Genomic DNA, 22,122 nt, shown 5'->3' with positions numbered 1-22,122 from the left:
ACCCTGCCGCGGGGCATTCGGCTTTCCATCTTAGAACCTGTCGGAATCGTCAGACCTTGGCTGCGCCTGTGGCTCCCAGGTCGTAGCTTTTTGTGCCCAGCAGACGTGCCACTACGTGGTCGTCGCCCTCGTAGGGCACGTGGCGGCCCTTGTTCTTGAACCAGCGTTCCTCGCCCTTGCCGGTGACCAGAATGATCCGCAGACGATCCCCCGGCTGGCCTGGTTGGCCAAGACCCTGTTCGATGGCCTGGGTCCTGTCCAGCACCATGCTGGTCTTCAGGTTGGCGTTGGTGACGAAACTCAGCATCTCCTGGTCCACATGTTCCGAGCTTTCCTCGTTTTCGTCGTCAGCGGTCAGGATGAGCCGATCGATACGGTCCTGGGCTGCCTGGACGATGCCCTTTCGGCGGTCGATTCCCCTGCCGCCGGTTGCTCCGCAGACCAGGGTGATCTCAGGTTTGCGCTCGCCGTAGCGCTCATCCACAAAGTCCAGAAGGGCCTTCATAGAGGCGTAATTATGGGCGTAATCGACATAGACAATCCGGTTGTCGGCTTGGAAGCATTCCATCCTGCCTGCGATGCGGATCTTCTCCATGGCGTGGAGTGCATCGGCATCGGGTTCCAGCCCCAGCCGGTTCAGCATGGCAAAAGCGGCTATGGCGTTCAGGGCGTTGAAATCACCGGCTATGGACAGGCTGATCGGGGTCATGGGACCACTGGAGGGGCCGATCAGATAGTCGTTGCCCTTGCCTGGAGCCTTGCGAGCCACGAAGTCGGCCTCTTGTTGGCCGAATCCGAAGGTGGTCACTGGAATGCCGGCGGCTCTCGCATCCTGACGGATCAGGTCGGCCCTCTGGATGTCGGCTCCCATGACCAGCTGCCTGCTGTTGTAGGCTATGCGGCGCTTGCAGTAGAGGTAGTCCTCGAAGGTGGGGTGCTCCATGGGACTGACGTGGTCCGGGGAGATGTTCAGGAAAGCACCCAGGTCAAAGGTCAGTCCATAGACACGATCCACCTTGTAGGCCTGGGAGGAGACCTCCATGACCAGGTAGCGCATGCCGTCATCCACTGCCTGGCGCATCATGCGGAAGAGGTCCAGCGACTCGGGCGTGGTCAGCTGGGATTCTACGTAATGGCGGCCGTCCAGGCAGTTGTCCACCGAGGAGAACAGGGCCGCCCGACCTCCGGAGAGTTCGCCCAGCATGGCGTGCAGGTAATAGGCGGTGGTGGTCTTGCCCTTGGTTCCGGTGATTCCCACCAGGGTAAGCTGGTTCTGGGGGTAGCCGTAGAAGGCGGCCGAGAGCAGGCTCATGGACTTGCGCACGTCGTTGACGATGATTCCCGGGGCGCTGGTGTGGGCGGACAGATCCTGCTGGGCCACGTAGGCTGCCGGGCCTTCGGGGCCGCAGGCATCCATGTACTCGGGCAGGAAATGCCCCTTGCAGAAGAGCAGGCTGCCGGGTCCCGCCTGGCGGGTGTCGTAGGTGACGTCGGTGAAGGGCTTGAGCAAATGGTGATCCGCGGGCTGATCCAAGGTCCATCGGTCACCCTGAATTACCTCGCGCAGCTGATCGTGTTTGCGCAGCAGTTCCAGGGCCGAAGCCATCGTCAGCGCCATGCCGTCTTCCTCCTCGTCTGATGGGATTCTTTCAGCCCGACTACAATCCGGTCGAGGCCAGGTCCAAGTCTATAGTCCCGGCCAGGCAGGCACAGAGGAGTCGCGCCACCCCTTGACCGAAAATATACATATGCTTCAGGTCCCATACCGGAAGTGACTGGGCCAACCATTGCCCGGTGATGAAAGGTCAGAGCCAGGAGTCGGTGACCGGGCGGCGGCCCTGGGAGATCAGGTGCTGGTTGAACTGTTCCCGCCATTTGGCCTGCGCCTGCCGTTGCCAGTCCATCAGGGAGTCCATGGTGATTCGGGCCACCTGGGGGAAGAGGGTGGTCATGGGCTTGATCAGGTCCACGGCGGCCACCGTATCCGCCGTGGCATTGTGGAAGTTGCCGTGGGGGATGACACCGTAGTACTCGCTGGTCATTCCCAGGTTGCGGCGGCCCGACCGATGGGAGATCTCCCTGTCCAGAACAAGAGGGTCCACCACCAGCAGATCGCCCTCGCTCAGGGGCTTGACCGAGCCCGCGCACCAGCGCGCGATGTCCCCGTCCAGCATCTGCACGTCGAAGGGGGCGTTGTAGGCCAGCAGGGGGATGCGCTTGTCCTGGGCGCGGGCGATGAATCCGGCCATCTGCTCGGTGGCCAGCTCAGGCTCCATACCCTCGGTGGCCAGCTGCTGATCGGTGAACCCGTTGACCCGACTGGCGCCCTTGCTGATATGCCGGTGCGGATTGACTATCCAGGTGGCTACTGCATCTCCTGAGTAGCCCTTGGTCGGGTCGCGCAGAACCAGGCTGGCCGAGACAATGCCGTCCTTGCCCGGTCTGGTGCCCGTGGTCTCGGTGTCGAACCCCAGAAGCCAGGAGTCCCCTAGGCGAGTTGATTCCTCCTGTTGCGGGGCGGACTCAAGCGCCTGCTCCATGCTTGTGTACTCGGTGTTTTCCATAAGCGTGATTTCTCCTTCGTCATTATGGTAACCGAGGAGCTACCGGCCCGCGACCGGGTCGGAACCGCAACGGGCGAGGGGGGATGGCACAATAGGGGTGTGGCAGATACCAGCGAACTCGAAAGCAGAAAACGTCAATTCGAGGCCCTGGCCATGCCTGCGGTGGATGTGCTTTACCGACAGGCCATGCGCCTGACCAATAACCCCGACGACGCCCAGGATCTGGTCCAGGATACTTTCGAGCGCGGATTCAAGGCTTTTGACCGCTTCCAACCCGGCAGCAACTTCGAGGCCTGGATGACCACCATCGAGCGCAACGCCTACTTCAACCAGTATCACAAGGCCAAGCGGCGCCCTCAGAGGGCCAACGACTCGACCGGCGAGTACAACGACTGGGACATCTATTCGGCTTCGGAGCACGGGTCCGAGGGGCTCAAGTCCGCCGAGCAGGAGTACATGGAGACCTTCGCCCCCGAGGAGATCATGGCCGCCCTGGACCGGCTCAGTCCGGAACGCCGGCGGGTCTTCATCGATGCCGCCATCGACGGCAAGAGCTACCAGCAGGTGGCCGATGAGGAGGGCATCAAGATCGGCACGGTCATGAGCCGGCTGAACCGTGCTCGATCGCAGCTGCGCCAGGAGCTGGAGCGGTATGCCCAGGAGCGCGGCTACCAGCAGGGTCGTGATGCTGCAGGCAAGCCCTCAGCGGAACAACATGGCGCTGGTGCTGCCAGGCCTAGTATAAAAAAAGAGATCAGCAGTAAGGGGCACTGAGGGCCCCCGAAGATTGGGTACCAGGAAGCGGGCAGGAGCATGGACGGACGCGTGGAGATGAGTCACTACGCCTACGATGACGGCGGCTCTGTCAGGGTATCCCACACCAGTCTGCGCATCTACCAGGATGCCTCCTGCGTGGATCCCAGCGATTGCTTCGATCCGGAATCCTGCTGTGATGATCGGGAGCGCATGGTCATCGAGGAGCTGCGCCGATATCTGCGCCCCGAGTGCGCACCGGACTGTCTGCTGGATCGGCTCAGGCATATGTTCGATCAGATGGATGAACTGGAGCAGGGGACCTCGGATCGCACTACAGACAAGTAGATCCGGTCAAGTAGGTCCAGCTTTTTTGGGCAGAGCAGCGGTTCTGTCCGGCTATTCAGGCTATTGCAGAAATCATGGTCTTGCACGTGTGGCCATGTTTTTTTTTTTTAAGTATATATGCAAAACCCCGGCACCGTTGGTGCCGGGGCAGACGATCAGGTGTTCGGCCTCTTGCCGTGGTTGGCGGCCTTCTTGCGGCGATCCCTGCGCTTGCGTCCGCGCATGCCCATGATTGGACTCCTTTGCTACTGATGAACCTATAAGCCTTGCCGATTATCGCACACCGGGCTGACCTTTGTCGACCAGCTCGGTTGCTCAGACTCTGCTCAGACCTCTTGTGCCCGATACCCCACCTGGGTGGTGTAGACGGCGGCAGGCTGCAGAATGACCAGGTTCCGGCCGGTTCGGAAAGCGTTGGCATAGGCGGTCATGGGCTCCACGGCAACGCCGGCCGGGCGCATGCCTGCGTCGAAGCCGGTCCCGGTGCAGACCTGCCATGAGGTGATGGTCTCATCGCCCCAGAGCTGAATGCGGATGCCGTCCGGCCGGGTGAACCAGGCCGAGCAGGTGCCGTCGTCGTCCCGCTCCACATCGGTCCAGGCATCGTCGAAGTTCGCATCCTCGCCCAGCACAGGACCCTGGCGCAGATCGGTTCGCCCCTGGACGGGTTCGGTGCCGGTGGGTAGCAGCCTGTCCGGATCGACCACCACATGCGTGCGGCAGGGGATGGACAGGGTGCAGGGGGCGTTGTCCTTCTGGATCTGGTCACCTACACCCTGCTTGCCGTTGGCCAGCCAGGGGTGGATGCCGAAGGCCCAGGGTGCTGCATCGTCGCCCAGGTTCAGGGCCCGGGTGGTCATGGTGAGCCCCTGGTCGTCCAGGGTGTAGGTGACGGTGACCACCACGTCGAAGGGGTATCCGCCCATGTCCGGCACCCGCCAGGAAAGGCTGACGGAGTCCTCGGTCAGGGCTTGCAGCCGCCAGTAGGCCCGGTATCCGTAGCCGTGGATGGCGGTGTTCCGGTCGTGTTCGTCGATGGGCAGGGTGTAGGTGTGGCCCTGGAATTCGTAGATGCCATCCTCGATCCGGTTGGGGAAGGGGACCAGCACGTTCCCGTTGCTGCAGGGTACGGTTCCATCCGGGTCAAAGGAGGCCAGCAGGTCCTTTCCCTGGTATTTCAGAACGCGCAGGATGGCTCCCAGCTCGGTCACCACCGCCTCGTAGTCCCCGTGACGGATGCTGTACTGCTGTCCTGTCCGGGGCACGGCCCCGCCCATCATCTCGTTCGTATGCATGCTCCCACTTCCATAGTGCCGTTGATGCTTGGTACGCCACCATCCTAGCGCCTGGGTGGTCTTGGCTTCTTGGTGAAAGAGTGGCGGATGGACTACCGGGGTGCTCTTCGGCTTTCTACCATGGACTTGCATTGTCCGGTACCGTCCGGATTGACATCGATAAGGAGCGGCAGTGGCAGGATTTCGGACCACCGTGTGCGAACAGCCGACCCCACAGGGGCACGGGCGAGTCATCCTGGCCGATCCGCGCGGGTTCTGCGCGGGGGTGGACCGTGCCATCCAGACTGTGCAGACCATCCTGGATGCGGACAACCCCCACCAGAGTCAGGGTCTGCCCCCGGTCTACGTGCGTCGGCAGATAGTCCACAACCGGCATGTGGTCGAGGACCTGGCCCGGCGAGGAGCCGTATTCGTGGATGAGCTGGACCAGATTCCCGACCAGGCCGTCCGTGCCGGGGTGCCTGTGGTCTTCTCGGCCCATGGAATCGCTCCCTCGGTCGTCAAGGAGGCCCAGCGGCGTGGGATGCGTGTGGTTGATGCCTCATGCCCCCTGGTCAGCAAGGTCCACCGGGAGGTCCACCGCTTCGTTCGCGACGGCTACTCGATTATCTACATAGGCCATCGGGGGCATGACGAGGCTATCGGAGTCATGGGGGAGGCCCCGGACCGGGTTCATCTGGTGGAGCATGAGGATGATATTGAGGCTTTGGACTTCGGACCCGACACCCCGCTGGTCATGCTGACCCAGACCACTCTGAGCCTTGATGAGACCGCCGACCTGGCTGCGGCCCTGCGTCGACGGTTCCCCTGGATCCAGGAGCCACCGGGCTCGGACATCTGCTACGCCACCCAGAACAGGCAGCAGGCGGTCAAGCTGGTGGCCGGTCAAGCAGACTGCATGATTGTGGTGGGTTCGGCCAATTCCTCCAATTCGGTGCGTCTGGTCGAGGTGGCCCGTCAGGCCCTGGATGCGCGCTTTCCTGGTCAGGGCGAGATGAGGGCCCACCGTGTCGACGATGCGGGCGAGCTGGACCCGACCTGGCTGCAGGGCATGGATTCGGTAGGACTCACCTCGGGTGCCTCGGTTCCCGAAAATCTGGTTCAGGGGGTGCTGGAGACCCTGGCTGCCCGAGGGTTCACCCAGGTGACCCGGGAACGAGCAGTCGACGAGCACATGCACTTCGTCCTGCCTGCCGCACTTCGTTCAGCACGCGCATCAAAGAAAGTCCCGCAACCACGGGGCTAAGGCCGCCGCTCAGATTTTTCAGTCGGTGGCTAGAGGTGCGGTCTTGGCCTTGAGGACACGGATCAGATCCCGAGGGTCCAGCCCAAGGCTGATGCCGCGCTTGCCGCCGGAGACCATGATGGTGTCGAACTCCAATGCGCCCTGGTCCAGCACGGTCACGTGTTGGGTGCGCTGGCCGAAGGGCGAGATGCCGCCCAGGACGTACCCGCTCTCACGCTCGGCCTGGGCCTTGTCGGCCATGCGGGCCTTCTTGGCGCCCACGGCCGCCGCCAAGTGTTTGAGGTTCAGGTGGCCGGTCACCGGCACAATGCCGATGACCCGCTCCTTGCCCGTGTCGGCCATCAGGGTCTTGTAGACCGTGCGCGGGTCCAGGCCCAGCTTTTTGGCTGCCTCGATACCGTACCCCTGATCCATGTGGTCCGCGTTGTGATGATACTCGTGGATGGTGAAAGGAACCCCCAGACGCTCCAGCTGGGCCATGGCCGGAGTCGCGGCATCCGAATCCGCCCGCTTCTTCTTGCTCATGACTCCATGCTAAGGTACTGACCGTTTAGGGAGGCTGAGGGGTGTCTTTGGCGCGATCGCGCGGAAAGGGTGGTCCATGACCGCTGTCAATGCCTGGCTGCTCGATGCGGTGACGGGCGGCTGGGGGCTGGCCGTGCTGTTCCTGGCCGCCTTTCTGGATGCCCTGATCATCCCCATACCCACGGAGCTGATGGTCCTGGCCACGGCTTCTGCCTTCCGGGCCACAGGAAGACCCCTTCCCGTCCTGGTCTTTCTGGTATGCGCCCTGGCCTTTGCAGGCGGCGATGCCTGCACCTATGGACTGGGACGGCTGGTCCCGCTGAATCGTCTGGCCGTCTTCCGAGGTGCCGCAGGCAAGGCTGTGACCTCGTGGGCCCATCGGGCCCTGCTGCAGGGGGGTGGCTTCTTCACACTGGCCTCGCGCTTCGTGCCCTCGGGCCGGACCGTGGTCAATCTGACGGCCGGCGCGGCGCGGTATCCGCTGAACCGTTACCTGCCCCTGGCTGCCCTGGCCGGCCTGCTTTGGTCGATTTATATGTGGACCCTGGGGTATCTGGCCGCCTCGTGGCTGGAAAACAATCCTCTGGCCGTCATGGCCTTCGGCTTTCTGGCGGGGATGGTCGTCGGCCTGGTCTGCGACCTGGCCATGCGGGCGCTCACCCGGAGGCGCTGATCACAAACAAGGGGCCCGCCCCCGTAGGGAACGGACCCCGAAATCCTTATGGCCGGAGGAGCCGGCCGGATGCTCAGTCGCCCAGCTTGGCGAAGTAGAGCAGGGTGCGGATCATGTTGCTGGTGAAGCCATACTCGTTGTCGTAGAAGGCAACGGTGCGGACCAGCTGGTCGTCACCGTGGGTGTTGACATCGGTCTGGGTGGGATCGAAGATGCCGCCGTGGGTGTCGCCGATCACGTCGGAGGAGACGATGCCCTCGTCGTTGTAGCCGTAGTAGTCCTTGCCCTCGAAGGCCTTCTTGGCGGCGTCGTTGATCTCGTCGACGGTGACCTTCTTGTCCAGGACGCAGGTCAGCTCGGTGACGGAGCCGGAGGGAACGGCCACGCGCTGTGCATGGCCCTGAAGCTTGCCGTCGACGGAGGGAACGACCTTGCCGATGGCCTTGGCGGCACCGGTGGAGTGCTCGATGGTGTTGATGGCGGCGGCGCGGGTGTTGCGCGGCTTGTTGCCCTTGGGGCCGTCCAGCAGCATCTGGGAGCCGGTGTAGGCATGGATGGTGGTCATGTAGCCGATGCGGATGCCGAAGTTGTCATCCAGCATCTTGACCATGGCGGCCAGGGAGCCGGTGGTGCAGGATCCGGCGGAGATGATCTTGTCGGAGGCCTTCAGGGTCTCCTCGTTGACGCCGTAGACCACGGTGGGCGTGGTGTCGTCCTTGGCGGGGGCGGAGATCAGAACCTTCTTGGCTCCGGCGTTCAGGTGGGCCTGGGACTTCTCGGCCGAGGTGTAGAAGCCGGTGCACTCCAGCACATAGTCCACGCCGTCGTTCTTGACCCAGGGGATGTTGTTGGCGTCCTTCTCAGCATAGACCGGGTATTCCTTGCCGTCCACCACGATGGCGGTGTCGGTGGAGGTGACCGAGACAGGGGTGCCGTCGTCGTGACGGAAGGTGCCCTGGGTGCTGTCGTACTTGAGCAGATAGGCCAGAATGGCCGGGGTGGTCAGATCGTTGATGGCGGCAACCTCGATGTTGGAGGCGTCGCCGCCACGGGCCTGGAGCTCAAAGATGCGCCGGAAGGCCAGACGACCGATACGTCCGAATCCGTTGATGCCAATCTTTACTGTCATTCAATTCTCCCTTGGAGATTGGCCGTATACAGCACAAAAAATACCGGACCGTATATGGCCGATTACTGATAACATCTCATAGTTTATAGAACCCTGTGTACTTATAGCAAGCGACTACGCGGGTTCTGCCAAGGAAAAAACGAACAAAAAAATTGGTAGGTTTTGTTGTTTGTTTGCGCAACAAAACGATCAGGAATTGTGAGTATTTTCGTTCGTATCAGCCAGCCAATCCTCCCACTGCTGCTGACGGAATCCGACCAGGACACGCCGACCATCCAGCAGGATGGGGCGCTTGACCAGCATGCCGTCGGTGGACAGCAGCTGCAGAGCCTGCTCCGTGTCCATCTGCGGCAGGCGTTTGCTCAACCCCTGGCTGCGATAGGCCTGACCCGAGGTGTTGAAGAATCGCCGCACGGGCAGGCCGCTCATGTCCAGCCATTCGGTCAGTTCCTCCTGGGTGGGTCGGTCCTCTTTGATGTCTCTCTCGATGAAGTCCACATTGTGGTCACGCAGCCAGGTGCGGGCCTTGGCGCAGGTGGAGCAGCGGCTATAGCAGATGAAGAGCGGGTGCCGGACTGTCGGGGTCGCGGACTGGGTGGTAGATGATGCTGTCATGGTTTTTCCTTTCCAAGTGGAGTTTCAAGTCAAGAGGAGGCTCATGCCAGCCGCCGGGAGGGATGGGTCTCCAGGGAGCCCAGGTCGGCCTTGGGCTCCAGGCTGGTGCTCCAGACCGGCTGGGGCGCCGAGGTGGGGTAGGTGACGAACACGGTTCCCTGCTCCAAGGCTATGTGTGCAGGCCTGCCGGGCAGGAACTCGTTGCTGACACCGGTCACCTGCTGGCTGGTCATGGTCATGCCGTCCGTCTGGTATTTGAGGCCCTGTTCGACCACGCCCAGAGCCTGGTCGCCAGCCGCCAGGACCGAGACCATGGACCTGGGCGGGCAGTCCCAGGCGGGGAAGTCCAGGCTTCCAGGGCCAAGGGCCGTGACCAGCATTCCCTGTCCCCAGAGTTCGGCCCGGCCCCCGCTGGCGGCGATCAGATGGATCAGGTTCAGGTTGGCCAGCGTGTGGTCCATGCGCCCGCCCAGGCCACCATATATAAGGAATCGTCGGCAGCCCCGCTGCCAGCCCACTTTGACTGCAGCCAGCAGGTCCGTATCGTCCTTCTCGGCAGGCAGGACCCGGCGGGGGATGTCTGTTCGTAGCCTTCGGCTACCAGCGGGCAGGGAATCGAAGTCGCCCACGACCAGGTCGGGCTCGTCACCATGCTCCAGGGCCGGCTCCAGTCCTCCGTCCGCCGCGATGACCAGGGCCTGTCCTCCGCGTGCCACCTCTTCGCCAAAGTATTGTCCGGCGCCCCAGATCCGGCAGAGCGGTGCCTGACTCGCCTGGCTCGTATGGTCCGACTGACCGTCATCCTGCATGGGATTCTTCTTTCTGCGCTCGCCCATCGGACGCGCCCCCATCATCCCAGACCAACCAGACCGACCAGGAAGGCCAGCCAACCCTGCACCAGGGCCATGTAGGTCAGGGTCCCGCAGGCGATGCTGACCATCATGTTCCGCCAACGCAGGTGAACCAGGGCCGTGATCAGCAGGGCCAGGGCCTCGTAGAGCCCATGGTCGCCCCCCATCAGGTTGGTGTGCCTCAAGGAATAGACCACCAGCAGTCCCATGACGGCGGCGGGCAGCAGACGTCCCAGCCGGGTCACCAGTGCCGGCGGCCGACGCCCCTCCGGCCAGATTATGAAGGGCAGGAATCTGGTGGCCATGGTTCCCAGGACCACAATGCCTATGGTGATCAGTTGCTGTGCAGTGGTCATGAGGCCTCCCTCTGGTTGTGGAAGTCCAAGAGGATGAAGATGGCCAGGATGACCACCATGGACGGGATGATGAACCGGTCGGGTCCGAAGACCAGCAGGCAGGCCAGGGAGGCCAGCAGACCGATAAGGGCCGGCACGCGGGCTTCGGCCTGCCGCCACTGCTCCAGAAAGAGGACCAGGAACATGGCGGTCAGCACGAAATCCAACCCCTTGGTGTCGAAGTTCGCCAGGTTGCCCAGCACAGCGCCCAGGGTGGCGCCGCCCACCCAGTAGATCTGGTTGAGCAGGGTGACGAAGAAGAGATACCAGCCCTTGTCGGTCCCGGCCGGGTGGGGGTCGGCGGACTCCAGGGCGAAGGTCTCATCGCACATGCCGAAGATCAGGTAGGGCTTCTTCCGGCCCGTCCCTCGGAAGACCGGCAGCATAGCCAGGCCGTAGAAGAGGTGCCGCGCATTGACCATCAGGGTCAGCATCAGCGCGCCCCATGGATTGAAGGTGGACATGAGCAGGTCCACGGTCACGAACTCCATGGACCCGGCATAGATCAGGGCACTCATGGCCAGCGGATAGATCACCGGGAATCCGCGGCTGGTCATCAGAAAGCCGTAGGAGATCCCCAGCACAAGGAATCCGGCCATGATGGGCAGGGTCCTCGGGAAGGCCGCAGCCAGGGAGCCCAGGATGGTCCCGGATGCCCCCGCATCTTCGTCCACCTCTTCCTGCGCTCGCTGCATGACCCGCCTCCTGGCCTCGTTTTGGAGATGGTCATATGATAATCGCCCCTTGCGCCGCATGGGCAAGCCGGTCGACAATGTGAGAAGGCTGTCAAGAGGCGAGGGAGGCGGAATAGGCGCTCTCCGGCTCCTGTTGAACCTATCGATAGGCACCGGCATGTGAGGAGGAATCATGGATAAGAACAAGATTTCGACCAACAACCCGGCCACGGTCGTTCTGGCTGGAGGATGCTTCTGGGGCATCGAGCGGTTCTTCCAGGAGGTGGACGGGATCATCGATACCCAGGTGGGATACGCCCAGTCCACAGTGCCCAACCCCAGCTATGAACAGGTCTGCAGCGGTGTCACCGATGCCGTGGAGAGCGTGCGGCTGACCTATGATCCCCGGACGGTCAGTCTGCGGACCCTGACCCTGCTTCTGCTGGATGTGATCGACCCCTTCTCGGTGGATCGGCAAGGTAACGACCGGGGCCGGCAGTATCGGAGCGGTCTCTACTGGGACCCCGAGCATCGCGAGCAGGAGGAGCCCGTCTTCCGGCGCGCCCTGGAGGAGCTGGAGCGCAGGACAGGCCGTCATCCCGCTGTGCAGGTGGAGGCCCTGATCAACTTCTATCCGGCGGAGGAGTCCCACCAGGACTACCTGTTCAAGAACCCCGGCGGTTACTGCCACATCCCGCTGGAGGCCATCGCCAACGCCGCCTCCCGCCAGCGCTACATCGAACGCATCTGGTCCCTGGACCCCGAAAGCTACGAGGTCACCCAGCATTCGGCCACCGAACGGCCCTTCACCAACGCCTACGACGGCGAGTTCCGCCCGGGCATCTATGTGGACGTGGTCAGCGGGCAGCCGCTCTTCTCCTCGGCGGACAAGTACGACTCGGGCTGCGGCTGGCCCGCATTCACCAAGCCCATCGATCCCCGACTGCTGGTCAACCGCAAGGACTACAAGCTGCTGGGTCGGCCCCGGATCGAGGTGCGGACGGCACAGACCGGCATCCATCTGGGACACGTCTTCGACGACGGACCAGCTGACCGTGGCGGGCAGCGCTACTGCATGAACTCCGCAGCCCTGCGGTTCGTACCGCGGGATCGGATGGAGGAGGAGGGCTACGGCGACTACCTGCCCCTGGTGGACGCGGCAACACGCTGACACTTCCGCTATCGATGGCACGCCGGAGCCTCTACTCTATGTGGTTCCGGCGTACTCCGTACATAAGGCCTGTCAATTTCCCGTTCCTGCTGTCCTTTTGAGATGTGGAGGCAGGCTCCTTTCTCTCGTCAGGGGTGGCCTCAAGCTATGTCACAGCCCTGGCACGCCTCAGGCATGCCTATTCGATCGGCTTTGGCAAGGGGACCTACAACGAGTCAGACCAGGCTGGCTAGCTGTCTCCATGCTCAAGCGCCATAGCACCAGCGAGTCCCTGGAAGGCGACCACGCCAAGCGCAACAATGCCTGCCGCAAGATCTGGACCGTCTACTCCTTCCTGACCTGATATGATGTCCACTTTATCCACAACGGAACCAAGCCAGAGCTTCAAGGTCTCGGAAAATAAAGCGGTACCCTTGAAACAGCTTCAAAGAGCTGGATAAGGGGGTACCCTCCATGGCTTTACGCCCTGATGTTGCCAGAAGCAGGATGGCGGATGCTGCTGAACTCTATTGGGTGCACGGCATGAAAGTTGCTGCCGTGGCAAGAGAGCTTGATGTGTCCACGTCAACTGTCTCACGTCTGCTGTCTGAGGCGAAACGTCGCCACATCATCGAGTTCACCATCAATCGTCAGGAGGACTCGGCGCTCGAGCTGAGGCATCACCTTGAGGAGAAGTTCCATATCCACGCAGTTGTTGTGGGTACTGGCGAGATATTGGATGCTACCAGGCGAAGGGTTGCCGTAGGGGATGCCGCTCAATCGCAGATTTGGAAGATGGTCAATTCCGATATGGTCATCGGTGTGGCATGGGGTCGTACTACAGAATCTCTTTCCCTTCAGCTGATACCGAAGCATCTATCGGGTGTAGAGATTCTGCAGCTTCATGGTTTTGGGAATACGCTTTCCTTCGGGGAAAATTATTTCACTCAGATTCTCACTCGCTTTGGCACCGCATTTGACGCTCAAGTTCATTTGTTCCCTGCCCCTGCCATCTTCGATTCCAGTGAAACTCGTGAGATGATGTGGAAGGAGACCAGCATTCGTCAGATGCTGGAATTGCGCCGTTCCTTGGATCTGATCATAACCTCTGTTGGTACTCCGTACGGGGCTACGCCAAGTCCTCTGTTTAGTTCTGGAGTGCTGTCCCGACATGATCGCGAAGAACTCAACCGTGAGCATGTAGTGGGGGATGTGACCTCCACCTTCTACCGCAGCGACGGCAGCATGCGTGATTTGGCTATCAATAAGAGGTCGACCGGACTGAGTCGAGAGGAATTGCTCAGGGTGCCGACTCGTCTGTTTATCGTAGCCGATGAAAACAAGGTTCAAGCCTTGACCACGGCTCTTAATGCCGGCTTGGTTACTCACCTGGTCGTTGACCAAACGACGGCAGCACATCTGGTACGGCAGTAAGCGATATTGCTCCACACGCAAAACAGGCATGCATTGTGGCATGGTCTGGATCGTGGCGGATTTTATGGTTGATCAACCTGTTCCATGCGGACTACACCCAAATGCATGGCTGGTCATATAGTATCTTGTTTCCTTCATCCCTATTCCATTAAATACCTCATAGATGAAAATATTCCCACAAATATTCGGTATTTCATGCTGATTATCACCATTAATGCATAAAGCATTCGCTTTTGATGGGTATTTTTGCTATCACTAAAAGTACCGCAAGGGATGGCGATGTCCTGAAGCGGATCTGAAAAACAAAAGAGCCCAGTGTCATGCTCCTGGGCTCACCATCTTTCCGGGTGAAGAGCTCGGGGACAGAGAGGACTGCACACGATGGCGTGTCGGATTGATGATGTCGGTGAATTCGCAACTCAGTCGATCAGGGGATTCGTCCAGGCCAATCCTGGGTATGTCAAGGCATGCCCGGGCGGTGTGATTCGTTCTACGCGCTCCAGGAATAATCAGGTTGCGCTGGTAATCGGCGGAGGCATGGGACACTATCCGGCATTCGCGGGACTCGTAGGGCCGGGCATGGCTCATGCGGCCGTGCAGGGTAATATATTCGCCTCTCCATCCGCCAGGCAGGTTGTTGACGTTTGCCGTCGAGCCGATCAAGGGCGAGGCATAATCCTCATCTTCGGCAACTATGAGGGAGATCGACTGAATTTCAACCAGGCTGCACGCACGCTTCGTGCCGAGGGCCATGATGTACGAGTTCTGCCGGTTACCGATGATCTTTATTCCGCCCCTCCAGATCGAATCCAGGAACGCCGAGGCATAGCGGGGGATATGGCGGTTTTCAAAATCGCCGGGGCTGCTTGTGCGGCAGGAATGGATCTGGATTCCGTGGAAGCCTTGGCTGTACGTGCCAATGCATGTACACGAAGCTTGGGTGTGGCATTTTCCGGATGCACGCTGCCCGGGTCGGACAAACCACTGTCCAGTGTCCCTGAAGGCCGTATGTCGCTAGGGCTCGGAATTCATGGAGAGCCTGGAATCGGTCAAACAGATAGGCCTACTATCGATGGTTTGGCGGATCTGCTGGTCAGACGCCTCATGGAAGAAAGACCCGAGGACCGTCAAATGCATGAGGCACATGTGGCTCCCATTCTTAACGGCTTGGGTGCTCTAAAGTCTGATGAGCTCTTTGCAGTATACGATGCTGTCCAGCGACGTCTGTCACAGCTGGGTCTACGATTGATCCAACCTCTGGTGGGGGAGTTTTGCACCAGTTTTGATATGAGCGGGTTGTCGCTGTCCTTGTGCTGGCTGGATGAGGATTTGGAACCTCTCTGGTCTGCTTCCGCAGAGACACCGGCTTTGCATTTGGGTAATCGTATGGATGCAAATCAGACGGATATAAATGCTCAAGTGTCTGTGCATGAGGATGGTCCGATTCAAAAAGAACAGTGGGCCACTCCGGAGTCAAAACTTGCTGCTCAAAGCATAGCCAGAATCATGCAGACTGTGATGCAATGCGTCAACGACAATGTGAATTATCTGGGACAAATAGATGCGGTGGCGGGTGACGGGGATCATGGACTCGGCATGCAGCGCGGTGCTCAAGCAGCGTCAGAAGCTGCAGATGAAGCAATTGCAGCTGGGTCCGGTTGCCGAACTGCATTGCAGAAAGCTGCTGAAGCCTGGGCCGATAAGGCAGGCGGCACGTCAGGAGCGCTCTGGGGCGAATTGCTTACGTCCCTGGCAGGTCATCTCTCCGATTCATCGAGACCTGGCACGGAGGAGATCGCAGAGGGCTGGCGAGATGCCGACAAACAACTCATGGAGTTTGGCGGGGCGAAACCGGGAGACAAGACCATGGTTGATGCCGTGCATCCTTTTGTGCAGGCTTTTACGAGCTGCGGGGGTTCGCTGGCAAATACTTGGAGTCACGCCGCAGAGGCTGCTCGCCATGGGGCTGAGGAGACAGCCGATATGCTTCCCAAGAAGGGTCGTGCGAAAGCCCATGGCAGCAAGGATCTGGGTACTCCAGACCCAGGAGCGGTCTCATTTGCCATGATTGTCCAAGCCGTAAGTCCCGTTCTTAACGATTTGGCCAGCGAAGAACAGTGTAAAGCCGACAAGGTGGTGCTCTCATGAACGTGGCCGTGAACAAAAAGCCAGTGATTGCCACTTGCCTGAATGGAGCGCCTCTGCAAGGAGCGGACGGCAGATCCATGACCGAGGCCGACCCTAGCGATTGGGCCAAGGTTTTCACAGCGATAGCAGGTGCTGGTTTCCATTACGTCGAGCTGTCGGATGCCTGGATCAGGCCGGCGGATATGACTCCTGCAAGGAGGCTTGAATTGGTTGAGACTGCACGGAGCTGCGGGGTTGAATTGCCTTCCTTGCATGTGCAGCGGGCCAGTGTCATTCAGCCGGGAATCGGGCAGAGAAATCTGGCGTATGCGCACGCCAGCATTGACGCTGCAGCGGAGATGGGCATGAAAGTCTTTTCAACCGGACTGCATCAGCCCCTGAACTCCTCGCAGCGCAAGGCCTTTTGGTTCTGGCTGGGACAAGGTCCGGTAGACCCGCCTGACGACCCTGAGCGCTGGCAGACCGCAGTGCGCAGAATCAGAGAGTTGGGCCGTCATGCCAATGACGCAGGAATGGTCATGGCTTTGGAGATGTACGAGGACACCTATCTGGGCAGCGCTGACTCCGCCGTTCGTTTCGTATCCGAAGTAGGCCTGCCCAACGTGGGTCTCAATCCTGACGTGGGCAACCTGGTCCGCCTACACCGGCGGATTGATGATTGGCGCGAAATCTATCGGAAAACGCTTCCTTATGCGGTTTACTGGCATCTGAAGAACTATCAGCGCGACGAAGCCCCTGACGGTTCCTGGCATGTTGCTATACCCACAACCTTGCGTGACGGCATCATCGATTACCGTTGGGCCGTCCATTATGCCCAAAGCTGTGGATACCAGGGCATGTTCATCTGTGAGCACTACGGAGGCGATGTTCTGTCTGTCTGTGCTCACAACGCTGAATACCTGCAGAAACTGCTTTCTCGGCCGTGACCATCGAAACGATGAACAAATCGGTCAATGATTCGGGGAAATAAACCAACACCATATCCAACAAAGGAGTACATATGAGTGCAAATACATCAACAAAACCGCGTATTGCCTTGACGTTCGGCGATCCGGCCGGCATTGGCCCTGAACTTGGCGTCAGACTGCTCGCTGATCCCAAAAACCGCAAGTCCGCCGACATCTATGTTCTGGCTGACAGGGTTGAGGTGGAGTCCGCGGCCGAGAAAGCCGGTCTCGAAGTCCCCATTGCTGATCAACCTAATGATGATGCTGTAGCTGTTCTTGACGATCATTCGCTGCCTGAAACCGCTATCCCCATCAAGCAAACTTCTAAGGAAGCCGGCGAGCGCGCACTGCATCAGCTCAGTCGCGGACTTGATCTGGCGCGCGATGGCAAAATTGAAGCCATGGTCTTCATGCCACTGAACAAGACCAGCCTGCACCTTGGCGGTATGAATGAACTCGATGAACTACGTTGGTTCGCCAAGAAACTGGGATTCAATGGGTTTACGAGTGAAATCAATATCATTCCAGGATTGTGGACTTCAAGGGTGACCAGTCACATGGGACTCAAGGACGTGCCGGGCCGTATCACCAAGGATGGTGTGGTCAGCGCAATCACTCTGCTGCACAACTTGTTGCATGACTCGGGCATAGCGGAACCCCGCCTTGGGGTTTGCGCTTTGAACCCTCACAATGGCGAGAACGGCATTTTTGGCCGTGAGGAGATTGATATCATTCGACCTGGTATCGAGCAGGCTCGGCAGGCCGGTATTAACGTGGAGGGGACCTATTCGGCTGACACCATATTCATTGGTGCCAAGGACCGGTATGACGGTGTCGTTACGATGTACCACGATCAGGGCCAGATCGCTATAAAGCTGATGGGCTTTGACGGTGGAGTCACCGTCCAAGGCGGTCTTCCCGTCTTCATAGATACGCCTGCTCATGGAACGGCATTCGATCTGGTTGGACAGAACAAGGCCAACATCACTTCAAGCCAGAATGCCTTCAACATTGCCTGCGCCATCGGATCAAGCAGGGTCAATCGCTGATCGTCAAGATCTTACCGACGGTCAGGCGAAAAGGATCGACAAAGAATGTCATCCATTTGTCTAACTGTTCGACGTGCCCCGGCATCCTCATGATTTCGGGGCCGTCTTTTGAACATACATTCAAGGAAAGAGTGTCATGCTTCCAGTTCTTAGCGGCATTGCCGCCATCATTGTTTTAATAGTTCTGATTGTGTACTGCAAACTGCATCCCTTTGTGGCGCTCATCATCTCATCTTTGGGCCTTGGTTTGGTCAATGGCCTGGGCACGGAGAAGACCGTCAAATCCTTTACTACGGGGTTCGGTTCCCAGCTGTCCACCACGGGTATCGTGATAGGTTTGGGAGCGATCATCGGCGGGATGCTAGTCAGTAGCGGCGGAGCCGAACGGATAGCCAACGTGATCGTGGGCAAGAGCAAGAAGGCTTTGATCCCTCTTGCCGTAGGCCTGGTGGCTTTGATTGTCGAATTGCCCAATTTGTTCGAGGTTACTTTCGTGCTCCTTATTCCTATTGTGTTCTCTGTGGCTAAGAGGACTCATACCAGTGCGCTTTACGTAGCCATTCCTATGGCAGCCGGTATGATGACCGCCCATGGTCTGCTTCCTCCCGGCCCAGCTACCGTCATCGGTGCAGGTGCAATCGGGGTGGATCTCGGGTTGGTTTCCATGATCGGCATCGTGATCTGCATTCCTGTGTTCGCGGCCGGTGTTTGGCTATTCCCCAAGCTCATGCAACGGTATTACCTTCGTTATCAGGTAAGCGATGGTTCTGAGTACGCCACCAAGGACGACGCCCTGGCGCAGGCTCCCAGCATGCTCAAATCACTGCCTTCGGTTTTACTGGCCCCAATTCTGCTGATCATCGGCACCATTGGCAAGGCGGTCTTCTCCAAAGGTTCAGTCGGTTATGTGATTACGCAATTCTTTGGGAATACTGTGGTCGCCTTGCTGCTGTCGGCCTTGTACGCGCTGATCTTCCTGGGGCTTGGTTCGGGCATGAATGCAAAGAAGACATTGAGTCAGAGCAAGACAAGTCTCAAAGGTGTGGTCAACGTTCTGCTGATCATCGGTGCAGGTGGTGGCCTTAAGGAAATGCTGCAGAGCACTGGTCTGAGCGATCAAATAGCGACTACCACAGCCAAGTGGGCGATTCCCACCGTTCTATTGGCCTGGCTTATCGCTGCTCTCTTCCGAGTGGCTCTTGGGTCTGGCACAGTCGCTGTGGCTGCTGCGGCGGGCATTGTGGCTCCCATGGTCGCACAAGCAGATGATTTGCATAAGGCGCTGGCTGTACTAGCCATCGCCGTAGGAGCGATGATCTTCTCTCATGTAAATGATGGTGCCTTCTGGCTCTTCCAGGAGTACCTGGACATGACAGTTCCTCAGACGCTGAAGACATGGAGCTTCCTGGTGACTGTCCAATCGGTGGTAGGTCTGATTGCTTTGCTGCTGGTGGATGTCGTCCTAGGCGTTGTGGTATAGGCCGCTAGCCCACTAAGCCGATATTCGAGATTCAAGGAAAGGTGAAAGATAATGAGACTGGCATTTGGAGCCGATCCTAATGCTGCAGGGTTGAAGAATGTGCTCATGGAGGAGGCAAGACGGCTAGGTCACGAGGTGATCGATTTTCCCACTGATGATCCGATCTATGCCAACGTGGCCATTGCCCTTGCGCAGTCTGTGGTTCGGGGTGAAGCGGATCGGGGCGTCCTGCTTTGCGGGACGGGTCTGGGCGTTTCGATCTCTGCCAATAAGGTACCGGGAGCCTATTGCGCCTGTGTGTCGGACATATATCAAGCCGAGCGTGCACGCCGCAGCAATGATGCGAACATCATCGCCATGGGTGCTCAGGTTCTAGGACCTGAAACAGCCAAATGTCTGTTAAGGGCCTATCTGGACAGTGAGTTCGATCCTGATTCCAGAAGTGGCCCAAAGGTGGCGCGCATCCGCGAATTTGAGCTTCATCAGCAATGATGAATCCGTGGGCAGCAGACAGTCAATTTTAATAGCGCAGAGTGGGGAAGATGAACAAGCCGATTGTAGCTATAAGCCTGAAAATGTATTTTACAAGAAAACAGACACTGGCATATTGTCGACGATTAGCCGATCTTCTCAATGCCGCAGCCCTACCACTGGACAAGGTGACCATGGCGGTTTTGCCGGATTTCCTTACGGTGGAACAGGCTGGGCAGGCCCTGCTGCCCACGGATGTTCATCTTGGCATTCAGGATGTGTGCGATCAAGACCGTGGCCCGTTTACTGGAGAAGTCTCCCCCCTGGATGCTTTTGACCTGGGTGTGACCGTGGCCGAAGTGGGTCATGAGGAACGCCGTCGCTTGTATGGGGAAGATGATGAACTCATCGGGCGAAAGGTTCGTGCATGCTGGCGCAATGGGTTGACACCCCTGCTGTGTGTCGGTGAGCTCAGCAACCAAGGTCCTGATGCAGCCGCTGATTACTGCTTAGAACAAATCGAAATGGGATTGGGTGAGAAGCATGACCTCCCAGCCTGGATTGCATATGAGCCTGTCTGGGCCGTCGGAGCTTCCCGACCCGCTCCGGTTGAGTACGTTCGAGAGGTATGTTCGATTATCAAAAACAGACTTGGCTCCAAATACCACAATCTGTCGCTGATATATGGAGGGGCCGCTGCTCCGGGATTGTTGACTGAGCTTTGGCCAACTGTCGATGGGGTGTTCCTAGGTCGTTTCGCCCATGATCCCGCTGCTTTCCTGGAAGTCGTGAAAGAGGCCTGTCGCTTGATAATCCAGGACTTGGAGGAGAAAAACGGTCAGAGTTGACCGCTTATTGGTGTTGTGCTAGCATAACCAACGGCTTGAGCAATCAAGAAAGCGGGTGACCCACCTGGAAGTCTCTTATGACTTCGGGTTCGAGAAGTGGCGATGTTCTGTTGTATTTTACAGAAGCGCCCATGAACGCGGAAGCGTGTCGTTTACAGCGATGGTCTTTTCGCCTGGACTCATGTGGATCGGCTGCAGGCAGTGGATGTTGTGGTATTTGAGAAGGAGTCATCATTAGCGACGAACCAAGGATTAACGACGATATACGAGTGTCTCAGGTACGCCTGATCGGGCCCAACGGCGAGCAGGTGGGAATCATTGCGACCTCCGTCGCCCTCAACCTGGCCAAGGAGGCCAACCTTGACCTGGTCGAGGTTGCACCCAAGGCCAAGCCTCCGGTCGCCAAGCTCATTGATTACGGCAAGTTCAAATACAACGAGAAGATCAAGGCTCGTGAGGCGCGCCGCAACCAGAGCATGTCGGAGATCAAGGAGATTCGCTTCAGATTGAAGATCGACGACCACGACTTCGAGGTCAAGGAGGGGCACGTGCGCCGCTTCCTGTCCGCCGGAGACAAGGTCAAGGTCACCATCATGCTGCGTGGGCGCGAGCAGTCCCGGCCCATCGGTGGCGTGGAGCTCCTGCGCAAGCTGGCTGACGACGTCGCGGATCTGGGCTCCATCGAGTTCGCCCCCAAGCAGGAGGGGCGCAACATCATCATGACCCTGTCGCCCAAGGGCAAGAAGGTCCACACCCAGTCCGAGCAGCGTCGGCGGGGTGGCCAGGCCCGTGCCGAGCGCAAGGCCCGCCAGGCGGCCCATCTGGCTGCCAAGGCCGACAACAATACTTCTCCCAAGCAGATGAAATCCAAGGAGGGCAGCAATGCCGAAGATGAAAAGTAACTCCGCCGCATCCAAGCGCGTCCGGACCACGGGTTCGGGCAAGCTCATGCACGCCGGGACCGGTATGCGCCACAATCTGGAGCACAAGTCGGCCAAGAAGCGTCGTCACCTGTCCACTGACGAGGTGCTCGCTCCGACCCAGTCCAAGAACATGAAGAGGATGCTGGCCCGCTGAGCGGGTGCTGTCGCGTCGAGTGAGATTTTAGAAAGCTGAGGAATATCTATGGCACGAGTCAAGCGGGCAGTCAACGCGCATAAGAAGCGTCGGGTCGTCCTGGAGCGGGCGTCAGGCTACCGTGGCCAGCGCTCCCGTCTCTACCGCAAGGCCAAGGAGCAGCTGCTCCATTCATATACATACAACTTCCGGGACCGCAAGGCCCGCAAGGGTGACTTCCGCAAGCTGTGGATCCAGCGCATCAACGCCGGATGCCGCGCCCAGGGAATCACCTACAACCGCTTCATCCAAGGTCTGCGCCTGGCCGGGATCGAGCTGGACCGTCGTGCCCTGGCCGATCTGGTCGTCAACGACATCGACACCTTCAACGCCATCGTGGCCGAGGCCAAGAAGGCCCTGCCTGCCGATGTGACCGCCCCGGTCGCTGCCTGATCCACTGATCTGAACACC

At 59.3% G+C, this 22,122-nt stretch carries 25 protein-coding genes and 1 pseudogene; 16 read left to right on the top strand and 10 right to left on the bottom strand.

Translation table 11 applies throughout. From position 1 onward, the window contains the following. Positions 1-49 precede the first annotated feature (49 nt). Complete coding sequence (locus AACP62_RS04630) at positions 50-1,618, bottom strand: Mur ligase family protein (RefSeq protein ID WP_198186953.1); 1,569 nt, start codon at positions 1,616-1,618, stop codon at positions 50-52. Positions 1,619-1,805: 187 nt separating this feature from the next. Continuing rightward, positions 1,806-2,564: an exonuclease domain-containing protein gene (locus AACP62_RS04625; RefSeq protein ID WP_198186954.1), complete on the bottom strand. Its 759-nt coding sequence runs from the start codon at positions 2,562-2,564 to the stop codon at positions 1,806-1,808. Positions 2,565-2,717: 153 nt separating this feature from the next. Between AACP62_RS04625 and AACP62_RS04620 the strand changes: the two genes are divergently transcribed. Further along, positions 2,718-3,338 (top strand): sigma-70 family RNA polymerase sigma factor, encoded by a 621-nt coding sequence (locus AACP62_RS04620; RefSeq protein WP_198187479.1) that lies wholly within the window; start codon positions 2,718-2,720, stop codon positions 3,336-3,338. Positions 3,339-3,377: 39 nt separating this feature from the next. Next, positions 3,378-3,665, top strand: a complete 288-nt coding sequence (locus AACP62_RS04615; protein ID WP_198186955.1) for a hypothetical protein — start codon at positions 3,378-3,380, stop codon at positions 3,663-3,665. Positions 3,666-3,820: 155 nt separating this feature from the next. Here AACP62_RS04615 and AACP62_RS08360 read toward each other — a convergent pair whose 3' ends face one another. Next, complete coding sequence (locus AACP62_RS08360; RefSeq protein WP_099327425.1) at positions 3,821-3,895, bottom strand: 50S ribosomal protein bL37; 75 nt, start codon at positions 3,893-3,895, stop codon at positions 3,821-3,823. 96 nt (positions 3,896-3,991) lie between these two features. Beyond that, entirely contained in the window at positions 3,992-4,960 is a 969-nt protein-coding gene (locus AACP62_RS04610) for an aldose 1-epimerase family protein (protein ID WP_198186956.1), read from the bottom strand. A gap of 172 nt (positions 4,961-5,132) precedes the next feature. Here AACP62_RS04610 and AACP62_RS04605 point away from each other — a divergent pair, with 172 nt between their 5' ends. Then, a complete protein-coding gene (locus AACP62_RS04605; RefSeq protein ID WP_198186957.1) occupies positions 5,133-6,206 on the top strand; it encodes a 4-hydroxy-3-methylbut-2-enyl diphosphate reductase in 1,074 nt (357 codons plus the stop codon). Between the two features lie 18 nt (positions 6,207-6,224). On the opposite strand, the gene ybaK is transcribed toward AACP62_RS04605, so the two are convergent. Then, positions 6,225-6,731 carry a Cys-tRNA(Pro) deacylase gene (gene ybaK / locus AACP62_RS04600; protein WP_339346715.1) on the bottom strand — a complete coding sequence of 169 codons (507 nt, stop codon included), beginning with the start codon at positions 6,729-6,731 and terminating at the stop codon, positions 6,225-6,227. A gap of 76 nt (positions 6,732-6,807) precedes the next feature. Between ybaK and AACP62_RS04595 the strand changes: the two genes are divergently transcribed. After that, positions 6,808-7,404, top strand: a complete 597-nt coding sequence (locus AACP62_RS04595) for a DedA family protein (RefSeq protein ID WP_052690707.1) — start codon at positions 6,808-6,810, stop codon at positions 7,402-7,404. Between the two features lie 73 nt (positions 7,405-7,477). On the opposite strand, the gene gap is transcribed toward AACP62_RS04595, so the two are convergent. The 5 genes from gap to AACP62_RS04570 all read right to left on the bottom strand — a co-directional run bounded on the left by gap (position 7,478) and on the right by AACP62_RS04570 (position 11,089). After that, a complete protein-coding gene (gene gap, locus AACP62_RS04590) occupies positions 7,478-8,533 on the bottom strand; it encodes a type I glyceraldehyde-3-phosphate dehydrogenase (RefSeq protein WP_198176627.1) in 1,056 nt (351 codons plus the stop codon). 189 nt (positions 8,534-8,722) lie between these two features. Then, a complete protein-coding gene (locus AACP62_RS04585; RefSeq protein ID WP_045935224.1) occupies positions 8,723-9,148 on the bottom strand; it encodes an arsenate reductase family protein in 426 nt (141 codons plus the stop codon). A 41-nt stretch (positions 9,149-9,189) separates the two neighbouring features. Beyond that, the gene (locus AACP62_RS04580; RefSeq protein WP_198179099.1) at positions 9,190-9,984 is read right to left on the bottom strand and encodes a thiamine diphosphokinase; all 795 of its coding nucleotides are present in this window, start codon (positions 9,982-9,984) and stop codon (positions 9,190-9,192) included. A gap of 14 nt (positions 9,985-9,998) precedes the next feature. After that, entirely contained in the window at positions 9,999-10,355 is a 357-nt protein-coding gene (locus tag AACP62_RS04575; protein ID WP_339346712.1) for a branched-chain amino acid transporter permease, read from the bottom strand. After that, a complete protein-coding gene (locus AACP62_RS04570; RefSeq protein ID WP_198205938.1) occupies positions 10,352-11,089 on the bottom strand; it encodes an AzlC family ABC transporter permease in 738 nt (245 codons plus the stop codon). The genes AACP62_RS04575 and AACP62_RS04570 overlap by 4 nt, the downstream gene beginning before the upstream one ends. A gap of 169 nt (positions 11,090-11,258) precedes the next feature. Between AACP62_RS04570 and msrB the strand changes: the two genes are divergently transcribed. The 12 genes and pseudogenes from msrB to rplT all read left to right on the top strand — a co-directional run bounded on the left by msrB (position 11,259) and on the right by rplT (position 22,104). Beyond that, positions 11,259-12,239 (top strand): peptide-methionine (R)-S-oxide reductase MsrB, encoded by a 981-nt coding sequence (msrB, locus tag AACP62_RS04565; protein ID WP_425332922.1) that lies wholly within the window; start codon positions 11,259-11,261, stop codon positions 12,237-12,239. 101 nt (positions 12,240-12,340) lie between these two features. After that, a pseudogene (locus tag AACP62_RS04560) lies at positions 12,341-12,469 on the top strand (asparagine synthase-related protein); the annotation flags it as partial. A gap of 256 nt (positions 12,470-12,725) precedes the next feature. Next, positions 12,726-13,652: a sugar-binding transcriptional regulator gene (locus tag AACP62_RS04555; protein ID WP_339346707.1), complete on the top strand. Its 927-nt coding sequence runs from the start codon at positions 12,726-12,728 to the stop codon at positions 13,650-13,652. A gap of 381 nt (positions 13,653-14,033) precedes the next feature. Beyond that, positions 14,034-15,800: a dihydroxyacetone kinase family protein gene (locus tag AACP62_RS04550; RefSeq protein WP_339346705.1), complete on the top strand. Its 1,767-nt coding sequence runs from the start codon at positions 14,034-14,036 to the stop codon at positions 15,798-15,800. Continuing rightward, the gene (locus tag AACP62_RS04545; RefSeq protein ID WP_339346702.1) at positions 15,797-16,726 is read left to right on the top strand and encodes a sugar phosphate isomerase/epimerase family protein; all 930 of its coding nucleotides are present in this window, start codon (positions 15,797-15,799) and stop codon (positions 16,724-16,726) included. The genes AACP62_RS04550 and AACP62_RS04545 overlap by 4 nt, the downstream gene beginning before the upstream one ends. A gap of 74 nt (positions 16,727-16,800) precedes the next feature. Further along, a complete protein-coding gene (locus tag AACP62_RS04540; RefSeq protein ID WP_339346700.1) occupies positions 16,801-17,796 on the top strand; it encodes a 4-hydroxythreonine-4-phosphate dehydrogenase PdxA in 996 nt (331 codons plus the stop codon). A gap of 136 nt (positions 17,797-17,932) precedes the next feature. Continuing rightward, positions 17,933-19,276 (top strand): GntT/GntP/DsdX family permease, encoded by a 1,344-nt coding sequence (locus AACP62_RS04535; protein ID WP_339346698.1) that lies wholly within the window; start codon positions 17,933-17,935, stop codon positions 19,274-19,276. Between the two features lie 51 nt (positions 19,277-19,327). Beyond that, the gene (locus AACP62_RS04530; protein ID WP_339346696.1) at positions 19,328-19,768 is read left to right on the top strand and encodes an RpiB/LacA/LacB family sugar-phosphate isomerase; all 441 of its coding nucleotides are present in this window, start codon (positions 19,328-19,330) and stop codon (positions 19,766-19,768) included. A 50-nt stretch (positions 19,769-19,818) separates the two neighbouring features. Beyond that, positions 19,819-20,595 (top strand): triose-phosphate isomerase family protein, encoded by a 777-nt coding sequence (locus AACP62_RS04525; protein WP_339346694.1) that lies wholly within the window; start codon positions 19,819-19,821, stop codon positions 20,593-20,595. A 230-nt stretch (positions 20,596-20,825) separates the two neighbouring features. Beyond that, on the top strand, positions 20,826-21,497 hold the full coding sequence (gene infC / locus AACP62_RS04520; protein ID WP_029676114.1) for a translation initiation factor IF-3: 672 nt from the start codon (positions 20,826-20,828) through the stop codon (positions 21,495-21,497). After that, the gene (gene rpmI / locus AACP62_RS04515) at positions 21,478-21,672 is read left to right on the top strand and encodes a 50S ribosomal protein L35 (protein ID WP_015021617.1); all 195 of its coding nucleotides are present in this window, start codon (positions 21,478-21,480) and stop codon (positions 21,670-21,672) included. The genes infC and rpmI overlap by 20 nt, the downstream gene beginning before the upstream one ends. A 48-nt stretch (positions 21,673-21,720) precedes the next feature. Continuing rightward, positions 21,721-22,104: a 50S ribosomal protein L20 gene (gene rplT, locus AACP62_RS04510; protein WP_339346692.1), complete on the top strand. Its 384-nt coding sequence runs from the start codon at positions 21,721-21,723 to the stop codon at positions 22,102-22,104. Positions 22,105-22,122 lie beyond the last annotated feature (18 nt).

This window comes from Bifidobacterium apis, assembly GCF_036986835.1.
Lineage (GTDB): Bacteria > Actinomycetota > Actinomycetes > Actinomycetales > Bifidobacteriaceae > Bombiscardovia > Bombiscardovia apis_A.
Note: the sequence above shows the minus strand (reverse complement) of the source record. Positions and strands in the feature narration are given on the sequence as shown.

Excerpts from the sequence above, each read along its gene's own strand:
- AACP62_RS04630 (WP_198186953.1), bottom strand. The coding sequence starts at position 1,618 with ATGGCGCTGACGATGGCTTCGGCCCTGGAACTGCTGCGCAAACACGAT.
- AACP62_RS04625 (WP_198186954.1), bottom strand. The coding sequence starts at position 2,564 with ATGGAAAACACCGAGTACACAAGCATGGAGCAGGCGCTTGAGTCCGCC.
- AACP62_RS04620 (WP_198187479.1), top strand. The coding sequence starts at position 2,718 with ATGCCTGCGGTGGATGTGCTTTACCGACAGGCCATGCGCCTGACCAAT.
- AACP62_RS04615 (WP_198186955.1), top strand. The coding sequence starts at position 3,378 with ATGGACGGACGCGTGGAGATGAGTCACTACGCCTACGATGACGGCGGC.
- AACP62_RS04610 (WP_198186956.1), bottom strand. The coding sequence starts at position 4,960 with ATGCATACGAACGAGATGATGGGCGGGGCCGTGCCCCGGACAGGACAG.
- ybaK (WP_339346715.1), bottom strand. The coding sequence starts at position 6,731 with ATGAGCAAGAAGAAGCGGGCGGATTCGGATGCCGCGACTCCGGCCATG.
- AACP62_RS04595 (WP_052690707.1), top strand. The coding sequence starts at position 6,808 with ATGACCGCTGTCAATGCCTGGCTGCTCGATGCGGTGACGGGCGGCTGG.
- gap (WP_198176627.1), bottom strand. The coding sequence starts at position 8,533 with ATGACAGTAAAGATTGGCATCAACGGATTCGGACGTATCGGTCGTCTG.
- AACP62_RS04585 (WP_045935224.1), bottom strand. The coding sequence starts at position 9,148 with ATGACAGCATCATCTACCACCCAGTCCGCGACCCCGACAGTCCGGCAC.
- AACP62_RS04580 (WP_198179099.1), bottom strand. The coding sequence starts at position 9,984 with ATGGGCGAGCGCAGAAAGAAGAATCCCATGCAGGATGACGGTCAGTCG.
- AACP62_RS04575 (WP_339346712.1), bottom strand. The coding sequence starts at position 10,355 with ATGACCACTGCACAGCAACTGATCACCATAGGCATTGTGGTCCTGGGA.
- AACP62_RS04570 (WP_198205938.1), bottom strand. The coding sequence starts at position 11,089 with ATGCAGCGAGCGCAGGAAGAGGTGGACGAAGATGCGGGGGCATCCGGG.
- AACP62_RS04555 (WP_339346707.1), top strand. The coding sequence starts at position 12,726 with ATGGCGGATGCTGCTGAACTCTATTGGGTGCACGGCATGAAAGTTGCT.
- AACP62_RS04550 (WP_339346705.1), top strand. The coding sequence starts at position 14,034 with ATGGCGTGTCGGATTGATGATGTCGGTGAATTCGCAACTCAGTCGATC.
- AACP62_RS04545 (WP_339346702.1), top strand. The coding sequence starts at position 15,797 with ATGAACGTGGCCGTGAACAAAAAGCCAGTGATTGCCACTTGCCTGAAT.
- AACP62_RS04540 (WP_339346700.1), top strand. The coding sequence starts at position 16,801 with ATGAGTGCAAATACATCAACAAAACCGCGTATTGCCTTGACGTTCGGC.
- AACP62_RS04535 (WP_339346698.1), top strand. The coding sequence starts at position 17,933 with ATGCTTCCAGTTCTTAGCGGCATTGCCGCCATCATTGTTTTAATAGTT.
- AACP62_RS04530 (WP_339346696.1), top strand. The coding sequence starts at position 19,328 with ATGAGACTGGCATTTGGAGCCGATCCTAATGCTGCAGGGTTGAAGAAT.
- AACP62_RS04525 (WP_339346694.1), top strand. The coding sequence starts at position 19,819 with ATGAACAAGCCGATTGTAGCTATAAGCCTGAAAATGTATTTTACAAGA.
- rpmI (WP_015021617.1), top strand. The coding sequence starts at position 21,478 with ATGCCGAAGATGAAAAGTAACTCCGCCGCATCCAAGCGCGTCCGGACC.
- rplT (WP_339346692.1), top strand. The coding sequence starts at position 21,721 with ATGGCACGAGTCAAGCGGGCAGTCAACGCGCATAAGAAGCGTCGGGTC.